The sequence below is a fragment of the Arthrobacter ramosus genome, assembly GCF_039535095.1.
In the GTDB taxonomy this organism is placed as follows: domain Bacteria; phylum Actinomycetota; class Actinomycetes; order Actinomycetales; family Micrococcaceae; genus Arthrobacter; species Arthrobacter ramosus.
This window is the reverse complement of sequence record NZ_BAAAWN010000001.1, coordinates 1,721,853-1,742,833: the sequence shown is the minus strand read 5'-3', so window position 1 is coordinate 1,742,833 and position 20,981 is coordinate 1,721,853. Positions and strand designations below refer to the sequence as shown.

The window sequence follows — 20,981 nt, the reverse complement described above, 5'->3', positions numbered from 1 at the left end:
TTGGATTCAGGCTGGTTGAATTCAGGCTAGTTGAATTCCGGGCTTTCCGTACGGCTGCGCTTGAGCTCGAAGAAGTGCGGGTAGCCGGCCAAGGTGACGGTGGCGTCCCAGATCCGGCCGGCTTCCTCGCCACGGGGAATACGGGTGAGGACAGGGCCGAAGAAGGCCGTGCCGTTGACCGCGACCACGGGGGTGCCGACGTCCTGGCCCACCAGGGAAATACCGGATTCGTGGCTGGCACGCAGTTGAACGTCGTATTCCTCGGAATCGGCGAAGCGGGCCAATTCGGCGGGCAGGCCGGTTTCAGCCAGTGCCTTGGAGATGACCTCGGCGAAATCCTTGATGCCTTCGTGGTGGATGAGGGAACCCATCGCGTCGTACAGCGGCTTGATGTACTCGTTTCCGTGCAGCTCGCGGGCGGCAATGATGACACGGACAGGTCCCCAGCCCAGCTTCATTTTCTCGGTGTACTCGGCAGGCAGCTCGCGGCCTTCGTTGAGGACAGAGAGACTCATGACATTCCAGTTGGTCTCAATGCCGCGAACGTCTTCCACTTCACCGATCCAGCGGGATGTCACCCAGGCAAAAGGGCACATGGGATCGAACCAGAAATCGACCTTGTTGGCGGTCTGCTCGGGCACAGGGAACTCCTTCGATAGGCGTAAGGGGGCGCTAGCCGGACGAAACGATGTCCGGCGCCAATGATGCCAACCTCACGCTAGGCGGACTTATTCCGCCGCTTCGCAATGACCTCGTGCGCGATCATGGTGGGCTGGCCCGTCTTGTTCACGGCGTCGGCAGTGATGACGACGCTGGCGATGTCGTCCCTGCTGGGCAGGTCGAACATGACCGGCAGCAGCACCTCCTCCATGATGGCACGCAGGCCGCGGGCTCCGGTGCCACGTTCAAGGGCCTGGTCCGCAATCGAGTCAAGGGCGTCGTCGTCGAACAAAAGCTCCACGCCGTCCAGCTGGAACATCTTCTGGTATTGCTTGATCAGGGCGTTCTTGGGCTTGGAGAGAATCTGGATGAGGGCGGAACGGTCAAGGTTGGATACGGTGGTGATCACAGGCAAGCGTCCGATGAATTCGGGAATGAGGCCGAACTTGAGCAGATCCTCCGGCATCACCTCGCCGTAGCTGTCCGCGTTGTCCTTGACCTCGTTGAGCGGGGCCCCGAAGCCTATGCCCTTCCGGCCGGACCGCGATCCAATGATGTCCTCGAGCCCGGCGAAAGCACCGGCCACAATGAACAGCACGTTGGTGGTGTCGATCTGGATGAATTCCTGATGCGGGTGTTTACGTCCGCCCTGCGGCGGAACCGAGGCCACGGTGCCCTCAAGGATCTTCAGGAGCGCCTGCTGCACGCCTTCGCCGGACACATCGCGCGTGATGGACGGGTTCTCGCTCTTGCGCGAAATCTTGTCGATCTCGTCGATGTAGATGATGCCTTGTTCGGCCTTCTTGACGTCGTAGTCGGCGGCCTGGATGAGCTTCAGCAGGATGTTTTCGACGTCCTCGCCGACGTATCCGGCCTCGGTCAGGGCCGTGGCGTCGGCGACGGCGAAGGGTACGTTCAGCCTGCGGGCCAGGGTTTGTGCCAGGTAGGTCTTGCCGCAGCCGGTGGGGCCGATCAGCAGGATGTTGGACTTGGCGATCTCCACGTCTTCGTGGTGTCCGCCTTCGCCGAGGCCGGTCTTCGGTGCGTGGCCCGCCTGGATGCGCTTGTAGTGGTTGTAGACCGCGACGGCGAGGGAGCGTTTCGCGGGCTCCTGGCCAATGACGTATTCCTGGAGGAAGTCGAAGATCTCCCGCGGCTTGGGCAACTCGAAGCTGCCAAGATCCGATACTTCGGCGAGTTCCTCTTCGATGATCTCGTTGCAGAGTTCGATGCACTCGTCGCAGATGTACACGCCGGGCCCGGCAATCAGCTTCCGCACCTGCTTTTGGCTCTTTCCGCAGAAAGAACACTTCAGCAGATCCGTGCTCTCGCCAATCCGAGCCATGTGGGAATCCCTTCGTTTCATGCGGGTGGTGCAGCCCCGTACCTATCCGCAATTTCGCAAGATCGCAGCGGGGGCGCCACCATGACAACTTCCACTGTAGGACACAATGGGCTGCTTGGGTTGAAACAGAACGCCGATGCGGTCCATATTTCCTGAACCGCACCGGCGTCGAGTTTTGGCCAGTTACCTGGCGATCGCCTGGGGCTTGATCTTGCGGGAATCGAGCACCTGGTCGATCAATCCGTAGTTCATTGCCTCGGCAGCGGTGAGGATCTTGTCGCGCTCGATATCGTTGTTGACCTGCTCCGGCGTCCGCCCGGAGTGCTTGGCCAGCGTGTCCTCAAGCCATGAGCGCATGCGCATGACTTCTGCGGCCTGGATCTCAAGGTCGGAAGCCTGGCCTCCTTGGCCGCCGGACAGCGACGGCTGGTGGATCAGGACCCGGGCGTTGGGCAGGGCGAGGCGCTTGCCCGCAGTACCTGCCGCGAGCAACACGGCCGCGGCGCTGGCCGCCTGGCCCAGGCAAACGGTCTGGATCTCCGGGCGAATGTACGTCATCGTGTCGTAGATCGCCGTCATGGCCGTGAACGAGCCACCCGGGGAGTTGATGTACAACGTGATGTCGCGGTCCGGGTCCGTGGACTCGAGCACCAGCAGCTGGGCCATGATGTCGTCGGCAGAAGCGTCGTCAACCTGTACACCGAGGAAGATGATCCGGTCCTCGAAGAGCTTCGTGTACGGGTCCTGGCGCTTGAAGCCGTAGGGCGTGCGCTCCTCGAATTGCGGGAGGACGTAGCGGCTGGACGGGAGATTACCGGCAGACCATCCAAAGTTGTAGTTCATGTTATTGCTCCTGATCTGAATGTTTCTTGGTGCCGGTTAGTTCTCTGAGTTCGAGGCGTTGGCCGTTCCGCCACCGCCGGCAACCGAGCCTGCGTGGGCGGCGATCTTGTCGAAGAAGCCGTACTCGAGAGCGTCGACGGCCGTGAACCACTTGTCGCGGTCATTGTCCTTGAGGATGGTATCGACAGTCTGCCCGGTCTGTTCGGCAGTCAGCTCAGCCATCACCTTCTTCATGTGCAGGATCAATTCGGCCTGGATCTTGATGTCCGACGCCGTGCCACCGATGCCGCCGGAAGGCTGGTGCATCAGGATGCGGGCGTTGGGCGTGGCGTAGCGCTTGCCCTTGGTGCCCGAGGAAAGGAGGAACTGGCCCATGGAGGCCGCGAGTCCGGTGGCAACCGTCACGACGTCGTTCGGGATGAACTGCATGGTGTCGTAAATGGCCATGCCAGCAGTCACGGAGCCGCCAGGAGAGTTGATGTACAGGTAGATGTCCTTCTCCGGGTCTTCAGCGGAGAGGAGGAGGAGCTGGGAGCAGATCGCGTTGGCGTTTTCATCGCGGACTTCGGATCCGAGCCAAATGATGCGCTCTTTCAGCAGGCGGTTGTAGATGTAGTTGTCCTGGGCCGCTGGATCGACGGTTGCCATCCTGGGCGTCTCTGCGTGCTGTGACATAAGTACTTACCTCTCGCTGGTGACAGGGCCATTGCTGAACTTGCCATCCCTGATCTTCACTACTTGGACACTAACCGTTTTCCACGGCGATTTGTTCTCCCAAATCGCACTGTTCGCTGACGGCGCACGATTGCGGAAGGGGGCTCTTTCCATGCTCCCCGGGCTTAAACCAAGCCGCCCCCGGATCAAGGATCCGGGGGCGGCGAGAGTTGAAACTAGAACTTCACGGCAGCGGGGTCGTCGCTCGGAACAACAGCTGCTTCTGCGGCTTCCTCGACTGAAACCTCTTCGCCGGCGGGGCGCACGAAGTCGCTGAGGTCGACCTTGTTGCCTTCGGAGTCGACAACCTCGGCCTGGCCGAGGACAACTGCGAGAGCCTTACGGCGACGTACCTCGGAAACCATCATGGGAACCTGGCCGCTCTGATCGATGATCTGGGCGAACTGGTTCGGGTCCATGCCGTACTGGCTTGCCGTGCTGACGATGTAATCGATCAGCTCGTTCTGGCTGACGCTCACTTCTTCCTTGTCGGCAATGGCGTCAAGGATGATCTCGTTCTGGAAGGCGCGGGCGGTGTTGGCCTTGACCTCGGCGCGGTGTTCCTCGGTGTCGTGCTCGCCTTCGCCGTGGGCGTTCTCCGGGTTGAAGTGTGCTTCGAGCTGCTCTTCGACCACAGAGTCCGGAACCGGAACCTCGATGAGCTCTACGAGCTTGTCCAGGACCTTGTCGCGGGCTTCGACGCCCTGGCCGACGACCTTGGAATCAGCGGCCTGCTTGGCAAGGTCTTCACGCAGTTCAGCGAGGGTGTCGAACTCGGAAGCCAACTGGGCGAAGTCGTCGTTGGCCTCAGGAAGCTCGCGCTCCTTGACGGTCTTGACGGCAACCTTGACCTGGGCTGCCTCGCCGGCGTGCTCGCCGCCAACCAGCGTGGTGTCGAAGATTGCTTCTTCTTCGGCAGAAAGGCCGGTAACGGCCTCGTCGAGGCCCTCAAGCATGGTGCCTGCGCCAACCTGGTAGGACAGGCCGGTGGCGGAGTCGATCTCGGCGCCGTCGATCGTGGCGGTGATGTCGATGGTCAGGAAGTCGCCATCGGCGGCCGGGCGGTCAACGGACTTCAGCGTGCCGAAGCGGCCGCGGAGCTCGTCGAGGGCCTTGTCGACGTCGGCGTCGGAGGAATCGGCTGCAGCAACCTCTACCTTGATGCCGGCGTAGTCAGGGAGCTCAACCTCGGGACGGACGTCGATCTCAACCTGGAACTTCAGTTCGCCGTCGGTCGAGGACGGGTCCGGAACCTCGGTGATCTCAACCTCGGGACGGCTCAGCGGGCGGAGGCCGGCTTCCTGGACGGCAGCCTGGTACCAGCCGTTGAGGCCATCGTTGATGGCGGTCTCCAAGACGTAGCCGCGGCCAACGCGCTGGTCAACCAGCTTGGAGGGAACCTTGCCCTTGCGGAACCCGGGAACCTGGATCTGCGAAGCAACGGTCTTGTAAGCGGCATCGATGCTCGGCTTCAGTTCCTCAAAGGGAACCTCAACGTTGAGCTTGACCCGCGTGGCGGTGAGGTTCTCGACAGCGCTCTTCACAGTCTAAGTACTCCTGGTTTTGTGGGATGGGGTTCTGCCGCGTTCCGGATCGGAACAGGCACACAGAGTCGGGGTGACAGGATTTGAACCTGCGACTTCCTGCTCCCAAAGCAGGCGCTCTAGCCAAGCTGAGCTACACCCCGTGAATGCACAGGACAGTCTACGGGCATCTCGGCGGAGAATGCACATTTGACACTTGGCCCCTGAATTAGGTTTAGTTATATCCGGCTTCAACAGCCACCGGAAAGATGCGCGGAACACTCTGAGAGGTTCATAGAGATCCATGCAGTCTTGCCCGGGGACGTAGCTTAATGGTAAAGCCTCAGTCTTCCAAACTGATTACGCGGGTTCGATTCCCGTCGTCCCCTCCAAAGAACGAAGGGCCCCTCATCGAGGGGCCCTTCGTGTTTCCGCGCGTTGCACCCGCCAGGGGCGAACTTTAGTTCTGGCAGCCGGGGCACCAATAGAGTTTGCGCGCACCGATCTCGGCCATCCCCACTACTTCGCCGCATCGCCGGCACGGCTGTCCCTGCCGCTTGTAGACAAAGTGCGCCTCGCCGTCGAGCGCTCCGGCGGTCCCGCCGCTCCACAACGCCGACGGGGTCGTAACAATCCGCCCGTCACGGACTCCGTCGGACATCGCCGCCACGGTGTCATCCCACAGGCGACCGGCGGTTTCGGCGTTCAAGGAGCTGCCCGGAGTCCACGGATCAACGCGCCGGCGGAACAGCACCTCCGCGCGATAGATGTTGCCGATCCCGGCCACGACCGACTGGTCCATGAGGAGGAGCCCGACGGCGGTCTTGCGGCGCAGCAAGCGGCGGATGAACTCCTCGCGGTCGCCAGGGCGGTTGTGGAGGGGATCGGGACCTAAGAGCCCCAGGACGGCCGCGGCCTCCGCCTCGGTGATCGCTGCGCACGTGGTGGCGCCCCTCAGGTCTGCCCAGCCGTTCGCCGAAACGAGGCGCACGCGCACGGCACCCACCGGCTCGGGCGGACCCGCGTAGCTGCTTATGGGGCTCCCTGCACCGGGACCCGCACCCAGGCCAGCATCCTGCTCTGCCTCTTGCGAGAAGGTCTCGCGTTCGCCGATCCGGCGCGGCGCCCCGATGCTCGACGCCCCGCGGAAGGATTCATCGCCACCGAAACTCCACGCACCGTAGAGACCCAGATGGACATGCAGAAGCACCCCATGGTCAAAACGGAGGAAGAGCTGCTTGCCGTGCGCCGTCGCTTCGAGCAGTTCGTGGCAGTCCAAAAGCGCCGCGCCCGCAGTGAAACGGCCTTGGGGGCTGGAGACCTCCAGCACCTGGCCGGCAAAAACATCCTGGAACTGGCGTGCCAGGCGATGGATGGAATGCCCTTCAGGCACTACGCAACGATTTCGCCGGTGTTCTCATAGACGGCGATTTTTCCGATGCGGCGCACGTGGCGTTCGTCGTTGCTGAACGGTTCTTCCAGGAAGGCCTCGATCAGTTCGGTGGCTTCCTCGACGGTGTGCTGGCGGCCGCCGACGGCAACCACGTTGGCGTCATTGTGCTCTCGGGCCAGTTTCGCAGTGGAGAGGTTCCAGGCGAGTGCGGCCCGGACACCCTTGACCTTGTTCGCGGCAATTTGTTCACCGTTGCCGGATCCGCCCAGGACGATGCCCAGTGCGTGAACGCCGGCCTCTTGGTCGGCAACTACGGCCGCGGCCGCGTTGATGCAGAACGAAGGGTAGTCATCCAGGGCGTCGTACACCTTGGGGCCGTGGTCAACAACGTCGTAGCCTTTGGCAGTCAAGTGGCTGACGAGGTGGGCGCTGAGCTCCATGCCGGCGTGGTCCGTGGCAATGTGGACGCGGGGTGTGGTCACAGGAAGTCCATTCAGTCTGGCACGCGAACGCGGCAATGCCGGGCGCGGCGGTGAGGGATGCGGTTCCTAGGTTACTAGGATCGGGCCCCGGCTCACCTCTTAAGACGAAGCCAGCAGGCCGGACAACCTTCCGGCGCTTAGGGGGCCGGAGGCTGCTCGCCGCGCTGGGCACGCGCCGCGACGCGGTTCAGGATTCCTGCGAGCCGGTCCGCAGTGGCCGAGGTCCCGGCGCTGAACGCCACCCTGCGGCCGCTGAGCTGACGGACGACGACGGCGGGACCGCTGCTTACGAGCATGGCCGTCGCTCCTCCGTGGTGCCGGAGTCCCCAGCCGCCAAAGTCGGCGGCCCTGACTTCCTGCGCCGCAGCGCCTGCGATATCCACGGCAGGCACCGTGAGGACCCTCAGAACCCCCGCGACAAAGACCTGCACGCCTCCCCTGTCCGCCCTGACCCGGACGAAGAGGAAACACGCTCCTATGACGGCGACCACTGCCAGCAGTGCGCCCAACCACGGGAGCGCAATCGCGATCAACATGGCGGGGAACAAGGTGGCCACGCAGATCATCACGAACACCGAACTCCGCGCGTGGACCCACAGCAACATGGAATCCTCCGCCAGGCCGGGGTCTTCCGTCCGGATCCTTTCGTCCTCGAGGGCGGCGTCGTCTTCCGGTGTCCAATGCGGGTCAGGCTTGAAAGCCATCATCATGACCACGCCCAGGGGCAGGGCCGCGCCCGCGCCCAGCGCGAGGACCGTGGCATCGACGTGGGAGCTGCGGGCGTCGGTGAGCCCGGTTTGCCCCACGAGGCCGGCGGCCAGCACGGAGGTGATGAAGAGGGTCACCATAAGGCCCATGCCCATCATGACCCGGCGCATGATCACGGGCCGGGCAAGCGGAACCGCCTGGATGAACACCAGCCAGCCCGCGACGACCAGGAAGCCTCCGCCGCCTAAAACGTAGGTGAGGAACGGCGCAAAGCTGATTCCGCCGTCGGCGTTCCACGCGATGGCGACAGGATCGGGAAGGTTGTTGCGCAACATGAGTGCGCACACAGCAAATGCGCCGGCCAGCAGCACTGGAAACGCCACCGCAAAGCGGAGTGCCCGGAGGTCCAACGAGTCGCGCATCTTTCCCATATTCCAACGCTACCCCGCGCCGGCGACACTGTGATCGAGCGTCCTTGCCAAGCCGGAATCAAGTGAAAGAATGACTTCACACGCCGGCGCTGGCTGAAACCAACCGGCTTCTCGAAACCATTCTTGGAGGCAAACCTTGCCAGGCCTGAACTTGACGCGCGCCGAAGCCGGACAGCGCGCAAAATTGCTCAGCGTGACCTCGTATGACGTCACTCTCGACTTGACCAAGGGCGCCTCGGTCTTCGGCTCCACCACGGTGGTGAAGTTTTCCGCCGTCGAGGGCTCCTCGAGCTTTATCGACGCGATCACGGACACCGTGCACAGCGTGACGTTGAACGGCACCGAACTCGATCCGGCGGTGGTGTCCGACGGCGTGCGCATCCAGTTGCCCGGGCTCGTCGCGGAGAACGAACTCAGGGTAGTTGCCGATGCCCCCTACATGAACACCGGTGAGGGCCTGCACCGTTTCGTGGACCCGGTGGACAACGAGGTCTACCTGTACACGCAGTTCGAGGTGCCCGATTCCCGCCGCATGTTCGCTGTGTTCGAGCAGCCGGACCTGAAGGCCGCATTCACGTTCACGGTCACTGCACCCTCGCACTGGGACCTGATCTCCAACTCGCCCACTCCGGTACCGGTGGAAACCACTCCCGCGGACGACGGCGGCGCGCGCTCCGTCTGGCATTTCGCCCCGACTCCCCGCATATCTTCCTACGTCACCGCCTTGATCGCGGGACCGTACCAATCGGTCCGCAGCGAGGTCAGCAGCTCCGATGGCCGCGTCATCCCGCTCGGGGTGTTCGCCCGCAAGTCCCTCATGCAGTACCTGGACGCCGACAACATCTTCGAACTGACCCGCCAGGGTTTTGCGTTCTTCGAGGCCCAGTTCGGCTTCCCGTACCCCTTCGAGAAGTACGATCAGCTGTTCGTTCCCGAGTTCAATGCCGGCGCGATGGAAAATGCCGGCGCCGTGACCATCCTCGAAGGCTACGTCTTCCGGGGCAAGGTCACCGACGCCCAGATCGAACGCCGCGCCATCACCGTGCTGCACGAGCTGGCCCACATGTGGTTCGGGGACCTCGTCACGATGCGCTGGTGGAACGACCTCTGGCTCAACGAGTCCTTTGCCGAGTACATGTCCCACCTGGCCGCGGTCGAGAACACCGAATTTGACCGGGCGTGGACCACCTTTGCCTCGGTGGAGAAATCCTGGGCGTACCGGCAGGACCAATTGCCCACGACCCACCCGATTTTCGCCGAGATCAACGATCTCCGGGACGTCGAGGTCAACTTCGATGGCATCACCTATGCCAAGGGAGCTTCCGTGCTGCGGCAGTTGGTTGCCTGGGTGGGACCGGAGCAGTTCATGGCCGGCGTCCGCGAGTACTTCCAAAAGCATGCGTGGCAGAGCACCGAACTGGTGGACCTCATGAAGGAACTCGAAGCTGCCAGCGGCCGCGATCTGGACCAGTGGGGCAAGCTCTGGCTCGAGACTGCCGGCGTCAACACCCTCTCCCCCGAGCTCGAGGTCGACCCGGACGGCACCATCACGTCTTTTGCGATCGTGCAGACGGCTATCGTCGAGCAGCCCACCTTGCGGCCTCACCGCCTCGCCGTGGGGTTCTATGACCTCTCAGCCGAAGGCAAACTTGAGAGGACCCACAGGGAGGAGCTCGACGTCGACGGCCCCCGGACCGACGTTCCCGCCCTTGCCGGAATGGCGCGTCCGAACCTGGTCCTGCTCAACGACGACGACCTCGCCTACGCCAAAGTGCGCCTCGACCCCACCTCCTTGGCCACCGCGAAGGCCCACCTGAAGGACTTCGCCGGCAGCCTGCCCCGCACACTCGTATGGGGCTCTGCGTGGGATGCAGCCCGCGACGGCGAAACCCCGGCCCGTGGCTACGCCGAGCTGATCCTGGCGAACATCGCGTCCGAGACCGATTCCTCCGTGATCCAGACCCAGCTGCGCCAGCTGGCCACTACTTTGACTTACTACGTCGCGGCCGAACACAAGGATGCCGCCACGGTGGCCGCCGCTGACACGCTGTGGGAACTTTCGAACACCGCGGCTGCCGGATCGGACGCCCAGCTGCAATTCGTGAAAACTTTCGCCTTGCTCTCCGCCAGCAGCTCCCAACTGGAGACAATCCAAGCGGTCCTGGACGGCAGCATTGTCCTGGACGGACTGACCGTTGACCAGGACCTGCGCTGGGAGCTCCTCACCGCGCTGGTGGTGGGCGGGCGCGAAGGCCAGGACCGGATCGACGCCGAACTCGGGCGCGACCACACGGCCAATGGCCAGAACGCCGCCGCCTTGGCGACGGCTGCCCTTCCTACACCCGAGGCCAAGGCCGCCGCGTGGAAGAAGATCGTGGTCACGGGCGAGCTTTCCAACGCCATTCAAAGCTCCGCCGTCACGGGCTTCACCCGGGTGCTGGACACCTCCCTGCTGGAGCCGTACGCCGAGGAGTACTTTGAGGCCGTACCTGAGATTGTCGCCAGCCGCACCTTTGCGCTGGCCCAGCAAATCGTCGTCGGGCTCTACCCGGCGCAACTGACCACGCAGGCCACGGTTGACCGCACGGACAAGTTCCTCGCTGAGCTGCCGGCGGACAGCAGCGCCCTGCGCCGCATGATGCTCGAAAACCGCGACGGCGTTGCCCGTGCCTTGAAAGCCCGCGCGGCAGACGTCTAAAAACCATCGGATAAATCACCCTCCGGCCCCGGTTCCGCTTCAATGGAACCGGGGCCTTTCCGTATGCCGCCCGCGAAAGCACCCCCCGCTAGACTTTCCCCATGAGCCTGGACGAACACCGCTACTCCCTGACCGTGCGCTGGACCGGAAATCTGGGCACCGGGACTTCCACCTACCGCGGCTACACGAGGGACCACGACGTCGAGATCCCCGGCCTGCCCGTCCTGAAGGGATCCTCGGACCCCACCTTCCATGGCGACCGCAGCCGGTACAACCCCGAACAACTGCTCCTCACCGCACTCTCCCAGTGCCACATGCTGTCTTTCCTGCATGTCGCGGTCAAACACGGGGTGGTGGTCACGGATTACGTGGACCACGCCGAGGGCTTGATGAGGCTCAATCGCGATGGCAGCGGCCAGTTCGAGAACGTCACCTTGAAGCCGCAAGTCACGGTTGCCGACCCGGCGCATATTTCCCTCGTGGACGAACTGCACCATGAGGCCAACCAGGTGTGCTTTATCGCGAGGAGCGTCAATTTTCCCGTTCTGCATGAGCCAAGCACGATGGCGGCCGTCAGCTAGCCAGGCTGTTCAGCCAAGAACCAGGATGCACGACCGGCCACGCTACGGCGATAGGGTTGACCGTGGACAGAGTGTTCAGCGCCCGGCAAAAGGGCCCGGCGAACAATTGGATCCCGTGAGGAGCATTCCCGCACATGAACGTCGCCTCGTCGACCGACAACATCGTGGCCGATGCAGCCAAAATCGATTACGCGTCAATCTTCGTGACGCTGGGCATTGGGTTGGTGGTCTGGGTTGTGGCCCGGTTCATCATCCTGCGTATTACCCGCCGAGTGGCCGAGGGCACCAGCTTCTTCAAGAAACCGCATTTCAGGTGGGTCCAGCCGGCCTTCCGGGCGCTCGACCATGAACGGCGCGCCCAACGCGCCCACACGATCGGCTCGCTGCTGACAAGCGTGCTGAGCGTGGTTGTGGTGGTCATCGTCATCATCTACGTCCTCAAATACCTGAATGTGGATATTGCACCGCTGCTCACGAGCGTCGGGATTTTGGGTGTGGCCATTGGCTTCGGCGCCCAACAGCTCATCCGCGATTTCCTGTCCGGCATCTTCATCACCATCGAGGACCAGTTCGGAATCGGCGATGTGATTGTGACCACAGAAGTGATTGGCACCGTTGAATCTGTAGGCCTCCGGATCACCCGGCTCCGGGCCGAAGACGGCGCCATCTGGTATCTGCGCAACGGAGAAATCCTTCGGGTGGGCAACCGCTCGCAAGGCGACTACGTGCCGGAGGAACCCGCCGTCCCGGACGACGTTCCGCCTGCACCCCCGGGTACTGCGCCTGCCGAAACCGCTGCATCCGGTGCGCCTCAATCTTCAAAGGAATCCCTCAAGATTCAAGAGCAGAAAGCAGGCGAGTGACATGGCCACCCAGCCGGAATCAGCAACGCCGCAGCCTGCTGAACGGCGGCAGTTGATGCAAAACGATCCGTTCAGCCAGCCTGCCTACACCGACAGCTTCTATGAGGCCATCGGTGGCCACGGGACTTTCGTGAAACTCATCGATGTCTTCTACGACGGCGTCGCCGGAGATCCTTTGCTCCGGCCCATGTACCCCGAACAAGACCTCGCCCCGGCAAAGCGACGGTTCCTCATGTTCCTTGAGCAGTATTGGGGCGGTCCGGGCACTTACAGCGAGGAACGTGGACACCCCCGGCTGCGGATGCGGCACATGCCGTTCCAGGTGACGCCCGAAGCCAAGGACCGCTGGCTCTTCCACATGCGCGCGGCAGTGGATTCGCTCGGCTTGTCGCCGCTACACCAAGGGACGCTGTGGGACTACATGGAGCGGGCCGCGCTCACGATGGTCAACAGCCCGTCGGTCCAGCAGCCCTGAGCTTGTAAGACGGCGCCATGTGCCGGCCCTGAGCTTATAGCCCGGGCCTGCCCCGGCCTAGAGTGGGGCAGCAGGGTCCCTACGTGGCGCGGAACGCGACACGAAAGGGCCTGCCCCAGCCTAGAGTGGGGCAGCAGGGTCCCTACGTGGCGCGGAACGCGACACGAAAGGGCCTGCCCCAGCCTAGAGTGGGGCAGCAGGGTCCCTACGTGGCGCGGAACGCGACACGAAAGGGCCTGCCCCAGCCTAGAGTGGGGCAGCAGGGTCCCTACGTGGCGCGGAACGCGACACGAAAGGGCCTGCCCCAATCTCAGCGGGCTTTGAAGCCCAGGCCTGATCCGGATCGTGCCAAGATGTGGCCTCGGCTCCCGCTGAGCCGGAACCAACGGCCGTTGCGGAAGAGCCGGTGTTCGCCGTCGCCAAGGAAACCGAGCGCCAAGGCCGCGAACGCCGCGCCTGCGGGCACGCCGTCGAGTCCCGGAATCTCCCGTCCCCACACCGCGGCCCTGGTGTTGTTGACAATCAACGCGCCGGGCTGATCCGGAACAATCCCGGCCACCTCGGCAATGCCGGCATTCGCGACAGACTTGAGATCGGCGTCGGGCACTGAACCCAGCGGCTCCCAGCCGCTGCGGGGCGCCCCGACTCCTGCCCACGATTCGGAAACGGTCGACGGCGGGATCGGAAGCTCGACGTCGTCGGCACCGGAACGCGCCAAGCGGTCCAGGACCGAGGACAGGGTCACCGTGACGTCCGCGTGCGCGTCATCGGCGAGGGCGATGGTCCGAAGCCCGAGAATGGTCGGCGTCGCTTCGCCCAGGATGCGCGGCCTCAGGACGCACACGTATGCAGCCAGGACGCGTCCGGAGGCCTGCAGCCGGATGGCGCCATCGTCGATGCTCTTGGCACGCGTGACATAAGTGCGGAGATCCGCCAGATCACGGGGATCGACGAAATGGAAGGACTGGGTCAGTACATCGGACACATCATCGACTCTACCGGCATGTCCGCGGTTGAGAGGGGTCAGGGGGGGCGTCTAGAGTCGAACCATGACTGACGCGCACGCCGGCCTGGAACATCAGGTTGCCCTTGAGGACCCCACATCCACCCTCATCGAACTGTTGTCCCTGGCCGACTTCGACGGCGCGAGGACAGCCGAGGACATCTTCCTTGGGCCTTCCCAGAAACAGCCACGCCACCGGGTGTTCGGCGGGCAGGTACTCGCCCAGTCCCTCGTGGCCGGTATGCGCACGGTGGAAGAGGATCGAACCGTCCATTCCATGCACGGCTATTTCCTTCGTCCGGGGGACGCCAACCAGCCCATCACATTCAGCGTTGAACGGCTTCGTGACGGACGCTCGTTCTCCGCCCGGCGGGTGCACGCTTACCAGGAAGGTCAACCGATCCTGTCGATGATCGCTTCCTTCCAGACCGAAGCCGAGGGCGTGGAACACCAGTCCTCCATGCCGGCCGGAATCCCGGACCCCGAAACGCTGCCGAGCACAGCGGAACTCCTGCAGAAGTACGACCATCCGCTCGCCCGCCACATGTCCTTCGAGCGGCCCTTCGATGTCCGCCACGTCGATCCCGCAATCTATGTGGAAGCGCCCAAGGACCGGGTAGCCAGCAATGCCGTCTGGATGAAAACCTTTGGCCCGATGCCGGACGATCCCAACCTTCATCTGGCTGCGCTGGCCTACGCGAGCGACTACACCATCCTGGAATCGGTGCTGCGCAAAAACGGATTGAGCTGGATGACGCCAGGCATGAGCGTGGCGAGCCTTGACCACGCAATGTGGTGGCATCGCCCCGTCCGCGTGGACGAGTGGCTGCTCTACGTGCAGGAGTCCCCCAGCGCCCAAGGCGCCCGCGGACTTGCCACCGGCAAGATCTTCAGCCGCGATGGCCAGCATGTCGCCACGGTGGCGCAAGAGGGCATGCTCAGGATCCCGTCGTAGCAGCCACAACGCAGCCACAACGCAGCCAGGATCATCGAGCAAAGAAGGCCGGCGCCCCGGAGAAATATCCAGGGCGCCGGCCTTCTGTGGAGCAATTCGCTTAGTCGCGGGTCAGCTTGCGGTGGGTGACACGGTGCGGCTTGGCAGCGTCCGGACCGAGGCGCTCCACCTTGTTCTCTTCGTAGGACTCGAAGTTACCCTCGAACCAGTACCACTTCGACGGGTTCTCCTCGTCACCTTCGTAGGCCAGGATGTGGGTGGCAACCCGGTCGAGGAACCACCGGTCGTGCGAGACCACCACGGCGCAGCCGGGGAACTCAAGCAAGGCGTTCTCAAGGCTGCTGAGGGTTTCGACGTCGAGGTCGTTGGTGGGCTCGTCGAGAAGGAGAAGGTTTCCGCCCTGCTTGAGGGTCAGTGCCAGGTTCAGGCGGTTACGCTCACCACCCGAGAGTACCCCGGCTTTCTTCTGCTGGTCCGGTCCCTTGAAGCCGAAGGCCGCCACGTAGGCGCGGGACGGCATTTCAACATGGCCGACCTGGATGAAGTCCAGGCCGTCTGAAACGACCTCCCACAGGGTCTTGTTGGGGTCGATGCCGCCACGGCTCTGGTCGGCGTAGGAGATCTTGACCGAGTCACCGATCTTGAGGTCGCCACCGTCGAGCGGTTCCAGCCCGACGATGGTTTTGAACAGCGTGGTCTTGCCGACTCCGTTAGGACCGATGACGCCGACGATGCCGTTACGGGGCAGCGTGAAGGAAAGCCCATCGATCAGCGTCCGGTCCTCGAAGCCCTTCTGCAGGTTCTTCGCCTCCAGGACCAAGCCACCCAGACGCGGTCCCGGCGGAATCTGGATTTCCTCGAAGTCGAGCTTCCTGGTGCGGTCAGCCTCGGCTGCCATTTCCTCGTACCGGGCCAAACGAGCCTTCGACTTGGTCTGGCGACCCTTGGCGTTGGAGCGGACCCATTCAAGTTCCTCGGTGAGGCGCTTGGCCTGCTTGGCGTCCTTCTTGCCTTGGATTTCGAGGCGGGCGCGCTTCTTCTCCAAGTACGTGGAGTAATTGCCTTCGTAGGGGTAAAGGCGGCCGCGGTCCACTTCACAGATCCACTCGGCGACGTGGTCCAGGAAGTAGCGGTCGTGAGTGATGGCGAGGACGGCACCGGGGTAGGAAGAGAGGTGCTGCTCCAGCCACAGGACACTTTCTGCGTCCAAGTGGTTGGTGGGCTCGTCAAGGAGCAGGAGGTCGGGCTTCTGCAGCAGGAGCTTGCAGAGCGCTACGCGGCGGCGCTCACCACCGGACAGGACAGTCACGTCGGAGTCGCCCGGCGGGCAGCGGAGCGCGTCCATGGCCTGCTCGAGCTGGGAATCGATGTCCCACGCATCTGCAGCGTCGATGGCTTCCTGAAGGTGGCCCATTTCCTCCAGCAGGGTGTCGTAGTCGGCGTCCGGGTTGGCCATTTCCTCGGAGATCGCGTTAAAGCGCTGGATCTTCGAGTAGATCTCGCCCACGCCTTCCTGGACGTTGCCCAGGACGGTCTTTTCCTCGTTCAGGGGCGGCTCCTGCAGGAGGATGCCCACGGAGTAGCCGGGGCTGAGGCGGGCTTCGCCGTTCGACGGTGTGTCGATACCAGCCATGATCTTCAGGATCGTGGATTTGCCGGCTCCGTTCGGGCCAACGACGCCGATCTTCGCGCCAGGGAAGAACGACATGCTGACATCGTCCAGGATTAGTTTTTCGCCAACGGCCTTGCGAGCCTTGGTCATCGTATAAATGAATTCCGCCATGCCGTTAAATCTAATGGGTGGCAAGGCATAACTCACATTCGGCCCTGCTAGCGGGAATCCCCGACGAAGCATTTGCCGCTGGCCAACACTGGCAAGACCGACACGGAAACCTGGCCGGCCCTGATCTCGCCCATGACGCAGTCCTTGTCCAGCCTGGCCGCGGCCTCGATGGCGTCGACATCCAGTCCTGTCGGCGTCTTGCTCGCGGATACCTCCACAGCAGAGTCTGGGATGCCGGCCGAAACGAGTTGCGATCGCAATGCATCTTGTGCCGGTTTGGGGGTTGCGGCGGCAATAGTTTTGAGTACGGACTCCATGGTCTGCTTCAGGGCGGCAGTGCCCGGGCTGAGCGATACTGATGCCGATGCCGACGGGCTCCCGGCACTGGGTGTGACAGCGGGAGTGGCACTGGCCGTACTCGATGGGGCAGGCGATGAGACCGCCGTGCTTCCTGACACCACGGGGGCAGGCGCCGTGCAGCCGGCCACCAGCCCGGCCACGAGTAACGGCACCGCAAGCAGCAAACCCGGGCTTCCGGCCGCGTGGCGGCGTCCTGATGGTTTTTGCCGCTTTCCCCTGCTCATCACCCGGCCATTCTGCCACGCGGCGCACTGCCCGCTGCGCCACATCGCATCCGCGGCTGTCCGCAGCATCCCCTGTTTCAAGCGCCGGCGCTATTTCAGGCCTCGCGTCATTCAAGCCCGGGCGTCCACAAGCTCTCCGGTGTGAGTATCAACGAGAACCGACTCATCGCCTTCTCCGGCCGAAAGAATGACTTCCCGCTCGGCCGCGGCACTGCCGTCCTCGTCGTCATGAGGGCCGTCCTCACCCTCTTCCTCGGCCGAAGGCCACGGGTTCTCCGGCCCCACCTCAGCGGCCGCTGGCAGGCTCTGCGGGCTGGTGCTACTGGTGGTCCGGATGAAGTTCGCCGAGCCCCACATGAGGTCGTGCCCAACTGACTCGGCGACGATTTCGGCAACGTGGTAGATCTTGCCCTCGTGTTCCCATTGCCTCAACTTGAGTTTCCCGACCACGATGACCCGCTGGCCTTTCTTGACGCTGCATCCGATGTTTCCCGCGAGATGCCTGAATGCCTGGACGCTGAACCAATTGGTATTGCCGTCCACCCAGACATCGTTCGCGCGGTCGAACCTGCGCGCCGTGGAGCCGAGCCGGAACGAGGCCGTTCCCGTTCCGCCAGGTGTCGTCGAACTTTTGGGTTCCGTGGCAACGAATCCCCGGACAGTGATGATGTCATTCATGGTCTTGTCCTAACGTGAGTTGAGCTGCCTGTCTGGCTCTTTCAGCTTCACCTGCCGCGAACTTCCGCGGCAGTACCTAATTCACGTATGTGGATAGCCTTGTTCTTGGGCGAATTGTGGAGGACGAGTTGCTCCCTGAATAGGGCGCCGGCCACCGAGACCGGCCGCGCTTTTTGAAATTACGGAACCGCCATCTAAATTGGGTACGTTCGCCCAGTCTCGGGCCTGCTCTTTGGGGGACAGATCGTGAAAATTATTCTGGCTAGAAGTGCGTGCTATGTTGGCGCCCTTATATTGCTGACACTGGTGTCGTTCTGGCGGATCCCACCAACGGCCCAAGGCGTCGTGTGGGCGGAGGACGGCGCGGTATTTCTCACGGACGCTTTGAATCCGACCCGGACTTTCACGCCAATCCGGCCGTACGCAGGCTATCTCCACGTCGTCCCCCGCCTCGCAGCCGATGTAGTTGTCCGGTTCTTCGCACTTGAGGACTACGCCATAGCGCTCACCGTGTTGGCGTGCGCGGCTGTGGCCGGCGTCGCCCTCATGACGTACCACTGCTCCCAAGCCTTGACCAGCAACACGTGGATCCGCGTAGCTTGGGCGGCAGTTCCCATTTTCGTGAATGTCGGCGCGTTTGAGACCCTTGGAAACTTCGCGAACCTGCACTGGTACCTGCTCTGGCTTACTCCGTGGCTATTGATGAAACCGGCAAAGTCAAAACTGGAAGGCGGCGTGCTTTTTGTCGTCGCAGCCCTCGCCTCCCTGACCGAGATTATCTCGATTGTCTTTGTTCCACTCTTCCTTTACCGGCTAAGAGACAAAAACATGTGGGCCGCCCGTGCGGGTCTCAGCCTGGGTCTTGCCTGCCAGGTTATTGCGACGGTGACGCATCCTCGAACCAGCGGCGGCGCGAGCTACCCGCTTGACCCGTGGTCCCCCGTTTACGGGTGGTTCATCAACACCGCAGGACCCATCGTTTACGGCACTGCGTCCGGTGTCATGCAACAAATCGTGAACTTCGGAGCTGCCCCGATGATCGTGGCCTCCCTCCTCGTCCTCGCCGTCCCGGTGGCTGTGCTGGTCCTGGGCTCGGCGCGGGAGAAATGGCTGGCGGGCTTCTTCATCACCGCGTCGGCCGTTATTTGGGTTGCCTGCGTCGTTTCGAACCCGGCACCGTACCTGGACTACGCAACCTTTTCTGCTGCGGATTGGCCCGCCAGGTTCGTGTTTGGAAGGTACTCGGTAGTGCCGACGATGTTCGTCCTCGCCACGATTCCGCTGCTTGCCTCCGCATTGGCAAGGTTTGGGCGTGCTGCACCCATCGCGGCGCTTACGGGTTTCTCGCTCCTCTTGGCGTCCATGTATTTCCCGCCCTCGACGTCGAGAAACAATGGTCCCGTCTGGGCCGAGCACATCCTCACCGGGCGCAGTCTCTGTGCACCTGCGTCCGATACCGACTTCTACGATGTTCCGACCTCGCCTGTATTTTTCAAAGGCGTAGTACGAATCCCCTGCCCGGTCCTGAAGGCCGGGCAATCCTCCTGAATTGTTGGCTAGCCAAACCCAGCGATACACTTGGGTGCGTTCCTGCCCCAGTAGCTCAGAGGATAGAGCAGCGGCCTTCTAATCCGACGGTCGGGGGTTCGATTCCCTCCTGGGGCACTTTGTGATGAGTCGAGGCATCCTTCATGGATGAGTCGGGTCATCGGTTACACCCCGGTCTTCGGACCGGGGTGTTTTCTTTGTCTGCGTACAACCGAGACGGCCAGCGCATTCGGTATCTAGGCTGGTTGGATGGGACACAACTCCGAAGCCATCATCACGGGCCCCGCAAGCTGGCCCGATGTCGAAAGGCTATTCGGCGTCCACGGCGAGCCTTCGCGCTGTTGGTGCCGGTGGTTCGCCCTCACCGGTCAGGATTGGAAGACGGCTCCCCCTAAGACGCGGAAGGAACAGCTCAAAGCCAAATTCGACGACGGCCCCGAACCTGGCGTCCTCGCGTTCCGGGGCGGCGAAGCGGTGGGCTGGTGCGCGGTCGAACCGCGCCAGTGCTATCCGCGTATCGAACGATCCCGCGTCCTCAAGGCCGCAGGAGCAGGCGCCCCGGAAGGCCCGGGAGTTTGGTCCGTGAGCTGTTTCGTGGTTTCTCCCGGCCACCGCCGGGGCGGGGTGGCCACCGCATTGCTGCAGGCCGCCGTCGGGCATGCCTTCGCGCATGGCGCTGAAATCGTGGAAGGCTACCCGGTGGATCCCTCGCTGCGCCCCAAGGCCGGTCCGGCCGATCTCTACCAGGGAACTGTGAAGTTGTTCGAGGCGGCTGGCTTCTCCACAGTTTCCACGGCGGTGCCCGGAAGGGCGGTCATGCGCCTACGGCGCTGATTTCCGGCGGCCCGCATGCCGAGGCAACACCGTCAAGGCAGTGTCAAGACCACCGGGCCGTCCGCGGTGATCGCCACGGTATGTTCGCTGTGCGCCGCACGGCGGCCGTTGGCGGAGCGCAGGGTCCACTGGTCGTCGTCGTGGTAGTAGTCATCGCTTCCGCCTAGGATCAACATCGGCTCGATAGCGATCACCAGGCCCTCCACGAGCTTCACGCCGCGGCCCGGCCGTCCGATGTTCGGCACGCTCGGCTCGGCGTGCATGGTCCGGCCAATGCCGTGCCCACCGTGATCGGCAAGGATCCCGTAGCCGCTGCGCTTGGCTTCTCCACCAATGGCATACGCAAGGTCGCCCATCTTGTTTCCAATCCTGGCCGCCTCGATTCCGCGGGCGAGGGCGGCGTCCGTGGCATCGATCAGCTCCTGGTCCACCGGATCCGCAGTGCCCACAATGAAACTGACTGCCGCGTCCCCGCACCAACCCTCCACGAATGCCCCGCAATCGACGCTCAACAGATCGCCGTCCTGCAACACATATCCGTCCGGGATGCCGTGCACCACGGCGTCGTTGACGCTCGTGCAAATGACCCCTGAAAAGGGCGTGGACGCCCACCGCGGACGGTAATTCAGGAACGCCGGCTTGGCTCCGGCAGCCTCCATGAAAGCGGCCGCAACCTCGTCCAGTTCCTTGAGAGACACACCAACCCCGGCGTGCGAACGAACCGCCGAAAGCGTGTTGGCAACCACCCTTCCGGCTTCGCGCATGAGCGCAATCTCTTCTGGCGTCTTCACCATAGACACGGAGGCCTCCAAGCATGAGGAACAAGGGGCCGGACCGGCCGCCGGACGAACTCTTTCCACCCACTCTATGGGCGTCATCG

20 protein-coding genes and 3 tRNA genes are annotated in these 20,981 nt (G+C 63.1%); 9 read left to right on the top strand and 14 right to left on the bottom strand.

The features are described 5' to 3' along the window. Positions 1 to 26: 26 nt before the first annotated feature. The 6 genes from ABD742_RS08170 to ABD742_RS08145 all read right to left on the bottom strand — a co-directional run bounded on the left by ABD742_RS08170 (position 27) and on the right by ABD742_RS08145 (position 5,249). Positions 27 to 596, bottom strand: a complete 570-nt coding sequence (locus ABD742_RS08170; protein ID WP_234749993.1) for a mycothiol-dependent nitroreductase Rv2466c family protein — start codon at positions 594 to 596, stop codon at positions 27 to 29. Positions 597 to 718: 122 nt separating this feature from the next. Further along, complete coding sequence (clpX, locus tag ABD742_RS08165) at positions 719 to 2,005, bottom strand: ATP-dependent Clp protease ATP-binding subunit ClpX (RefSeq protein ID WP_234749861.1); 1,287 nt, start codon at positions 2,003 to 2,005, stop codon at positions 719 to 721. 183 nt (positions 2,006 to 2,188) lie between these two features. Further along, entirely contained in the window at positions 2,189 to 2,848 is a 660-nt protein-coding gene (locus tag ABD742_RS08160) for an ATP-dependent Clp protease proteolytic subunit (RefSeq protein ID WP_234749864.1), read from the bottom strand. Between the two features lie 36 nt (positions 2,849 to 2,884). Further along, entirely contained in the window at positions 2,885 to 3,496 is a 612-nt protein-coding gene (locus tag ABD742_RS08155) for an ATP-dependent Clp protease proteolytic subunit (RefSeq protein WP_234749995.1), read from the bottom strand. Positions 3,497 to 3,738: 242 nt separating this feature from the next. After that, a complete protein-coding gene (tig, locus tag ABD742_RS08150) occupies positions 3,739 to 5,106 on the bottom strand; it encodes a trigger factor (protein WP_234749868.1) in 1,368 nt (455 codons plus the stop codon). 68 nt (positions 5,107 to 5,174) lie between these two features. Next, positions 5,175 to 5,249 (bottom strand) — tRNA-Pro (locus tag ABD742_RS08145). Between the two features lie 154 nt (positions 5,250 to 5,403). On the opposite strand from ABD742_RS08145, the gene ABD742_RS08140 reads away from it, so the two are divergent. After that, positions 5,404 to 5,477 (top strand) — tRNA-Gly (locus ABD742_RS08140). Between the two features lie 68 nt (positions 5,478 to 5,545). Here ABD742_RS08140 and ABD742_RS08135 read toward each other — a convergent pair. The 3 genes from ABD742_RS08135 to ABD742_RS08125 form a co-directional block, all read right to left on the bottom strand. After that, on the bottom strand, positions 5,546 to 6,478 hold the full coding sequence (locus ABD742_RS08135; RefSeq protein WP_234749871.1) for an Fpg/Nei family DNA glycosylase: 933 nt from the start codon (positions 6,476 to 6,478) through the stop codon (positions 5,546 to 5,548). Beyond that, the gene (locus tag ABD742_RS08130) at positions 6,478 to 6,960 is read right to left on the bottom strand and encodes a ribose-5-phosphate isomerase (protein ID WP_284984215.1); all 483 of its coding nucleotides are present in this window, start codon (positions 6,958 to 6,960) and stop codon (positions 6,478 to 6,480) included. Before ABD742_RS08130 ends, ABD742_RS08135 begins: the two co-directional genes overlap by 1 nt. A gap of 137 nt (positions 6,961 to 7,097) precedes the next feature. Further along, positions 7,098 to 8,099 carry a hypothetical protein gene (locus tag ABD742_RS08125; protein WP_234749874.1) on the bottom strand — a complete coding sequence of 334 codons (1,002 nt, stop codon included), beginning with the start codon at positions 8,097 to 8,099 and terminating at the stop codon, positions 7,098 to 7,100. A 136-nt stretch (positions 8,100 to 8,235) separates the two neighbouring features. Between ABD742_RS08125 and pepN the strand changes: the two genes are divergently transcribed. The 4 genes from pepN to ABD742_RS08105 all read left to right on the top strand — a co-directional run bounded on the left by pepN (position 8,236) and on the right by ABD742_RS08105 (position 12,716). After that, on the top strand, positions 8,236 to 10,797 hold the full coding sequence (gene pepN, locus ABD742_RS08120) for an aminopeptidase N (protein ID WP_234749878.1): 2,562 nt from the start codon (positions 8,236 to 8,238) through the stop codon (positions 10,795 to 10,797). 101 nt (positions 10,798 to 10,898) lie between these two features. After that, positions 10,899 to 11,378, top strand: coding sequence for an OsmC family protein (locus tag ABD742_RS08115; protein WP_234749880.1), 480 nt, complete (start codon positions 10,899 to 10,901; stop codon positions 11,376 to 11,378). Between the two features lie 134 nt (positions 11,379 to 11,512). Continuing rightward, the gene (locus tag ABD742_RS08110) at positions 11,513 to 12,241 is read left to right on the top strand and encodes a mechanosensitive ion channel family protein (protein ID WP_234749882.1); all 729 of its coding nucleotides are present in this window, start codon (positions 11,513 to 11,515) and stop codon (positions 12,239 to 12,241) included. Between the two features lies 1 nt (position 12,242). After that, the gene (locus ABD742_RS08105) at positions 12,243 to 12,716 is read left to right on the top strand and encodes a globin (protein ID WP_308193822.1); all 474 of its coding nucleotides are present in this window, start codon (positions 12,243 to 12,245) and stop codon (positions 12,714 to 12,716) included. 310 nt (positions 12,717 to 13,026) lie between these two features. Here the strand turns inward: ABD742_RS08105 and ABD742_RS08100 are convergent, their stop codons facing one another. Continuing rightward, positions 13,027 to 13,701 carry a DUF8185 domain-containing protein gene (locus tag ABD742_RS08100; RefSeq protein WP_234749884.1) on the bottom strand — a complete coding sequence of 225 codons (675 nt, stop codon included), beginning with the start codon at positions 13,699 to 13,701 and terminating at the stop codon, positions 13,027 to 13,029. A gap of 64 nt (positions 13,702 to 13,765) precedes the next feature. Between ABD742_RS08100 and tesB the strand changes: the two genes are divergently transcribed. Beyond that, positions 13,766 to 14,674, top strand: a complete 909-nt coding sequence (gene tesB, locus ABD742_RS08095) for an acyl-CoA thioesterase II (RefSeq protein WP_234749886.1) — start codon at positions 13,766 to 13,768, stop codon at positions 14,672 to 14,674. 100 nt (positions 14,675 to 14,774) lie between these two features. Here tesB and ettA read toward each other — a convergent pair whose 3' ends face one another. Genes ettA through ABD742_RS08080 form a run of 3 tightly spaced genes read right to left on the bottom strand, consistent with a single transcriptional unit; the run spans position 14,775 to position 17,719 of the window. Continuing rightward, positions 14,775 to 16,457: an energy-dependent translational throttle protein EttA gene (ettA, locus tag ABD742_RS08090; RefSeq protein ID WP_344787633.1), complete on the bottom strand. Its 1,683-nt coding sequence runs from the start codon at positions 16,455 to 16,457 to the stop codon at positions 14,775 to 14,777. 47 nt (positions 16,458 to 16,504) lie between these two features. After that, positions 16,505 to 17,110: a DUF6993 domain-containing protein gene (locus ABD742_RS08085; protein WP_234749888.1), complete on the bottom strand. Its 606-nt coding sequence runs from the start codon at positions 17,108 to 17,110 to the stop codon at positions 16,505 to 16,507. 42 nt (positions 17,111 to 17,152) lie between these two features. Further along, positions 17,153 to 17,719: a single-stranded DNA-binding protein gene (locus ABD742_RS08080; RefSeq protein ID WP_234749891.1), complete on the bottom strand. Its 567-nt coding sequence runs from the start codon at positions 17,717 to 17,719 to the stop codon at positions 17,153 to 17,155. A 246-nt stretch (positions 17,720 to 17,965) separates the two neighbouring features. Between ABD742_RS08080 and ABD742_RS08075 the strand changes: the two genes are divergently transcribed. From ABD742_RS08075 to ABD742_RS08065, 3 genes are all read left to right on the top strand, one after another. Continuing rightward, complete coding sequence (locus tag ABD742_RS08075) at positions 17,966 to 19,267, top strand: hypothetical protein (RefSeq protein ID WP_234749893.1); 1,302 nt, start codon at positions 17,966 to 17,968, stop codon at positions 19,265 to 19,267. Between the two features lie 44 nt (positions 19,268 to 19,311). Then, positions 19,312 to 19,384, top strand: a tRNA-Arg gene (locus ABD742_RS08070). 132 nt (positions 19,385 to 19,516) lie between these two features. Next, complete coding sequence (locus ABD742_RS08065) at positions 19,517 to 20,101, top strand: GNAT family N-acetyltransferase (RefSeq protein ID WP_234749895.1); 585 nt, start codon at positions 19,517 to 19,519, stop codon at positions 20,099 to 20,101. Between the two features lie 32 nt (positions 20,102 to 20,133). On the opposite strand, the gene map is transcribed toward ABD742_RS08065, so the two are convergent. Then, positions 20,134 to 20,901, bottom strand: coding sequence for a type I methionyl aminopeptidase (gene map, locus ABD742_RS08060; protein WP_234749897.1), 768 nt, complete (start codon positions 20,899 to 20,901; stop codon positions 20,134 to 20,136). Between the last annotated feature and the right edge of the window lie 80 nt (positions 20,902 to 20,981).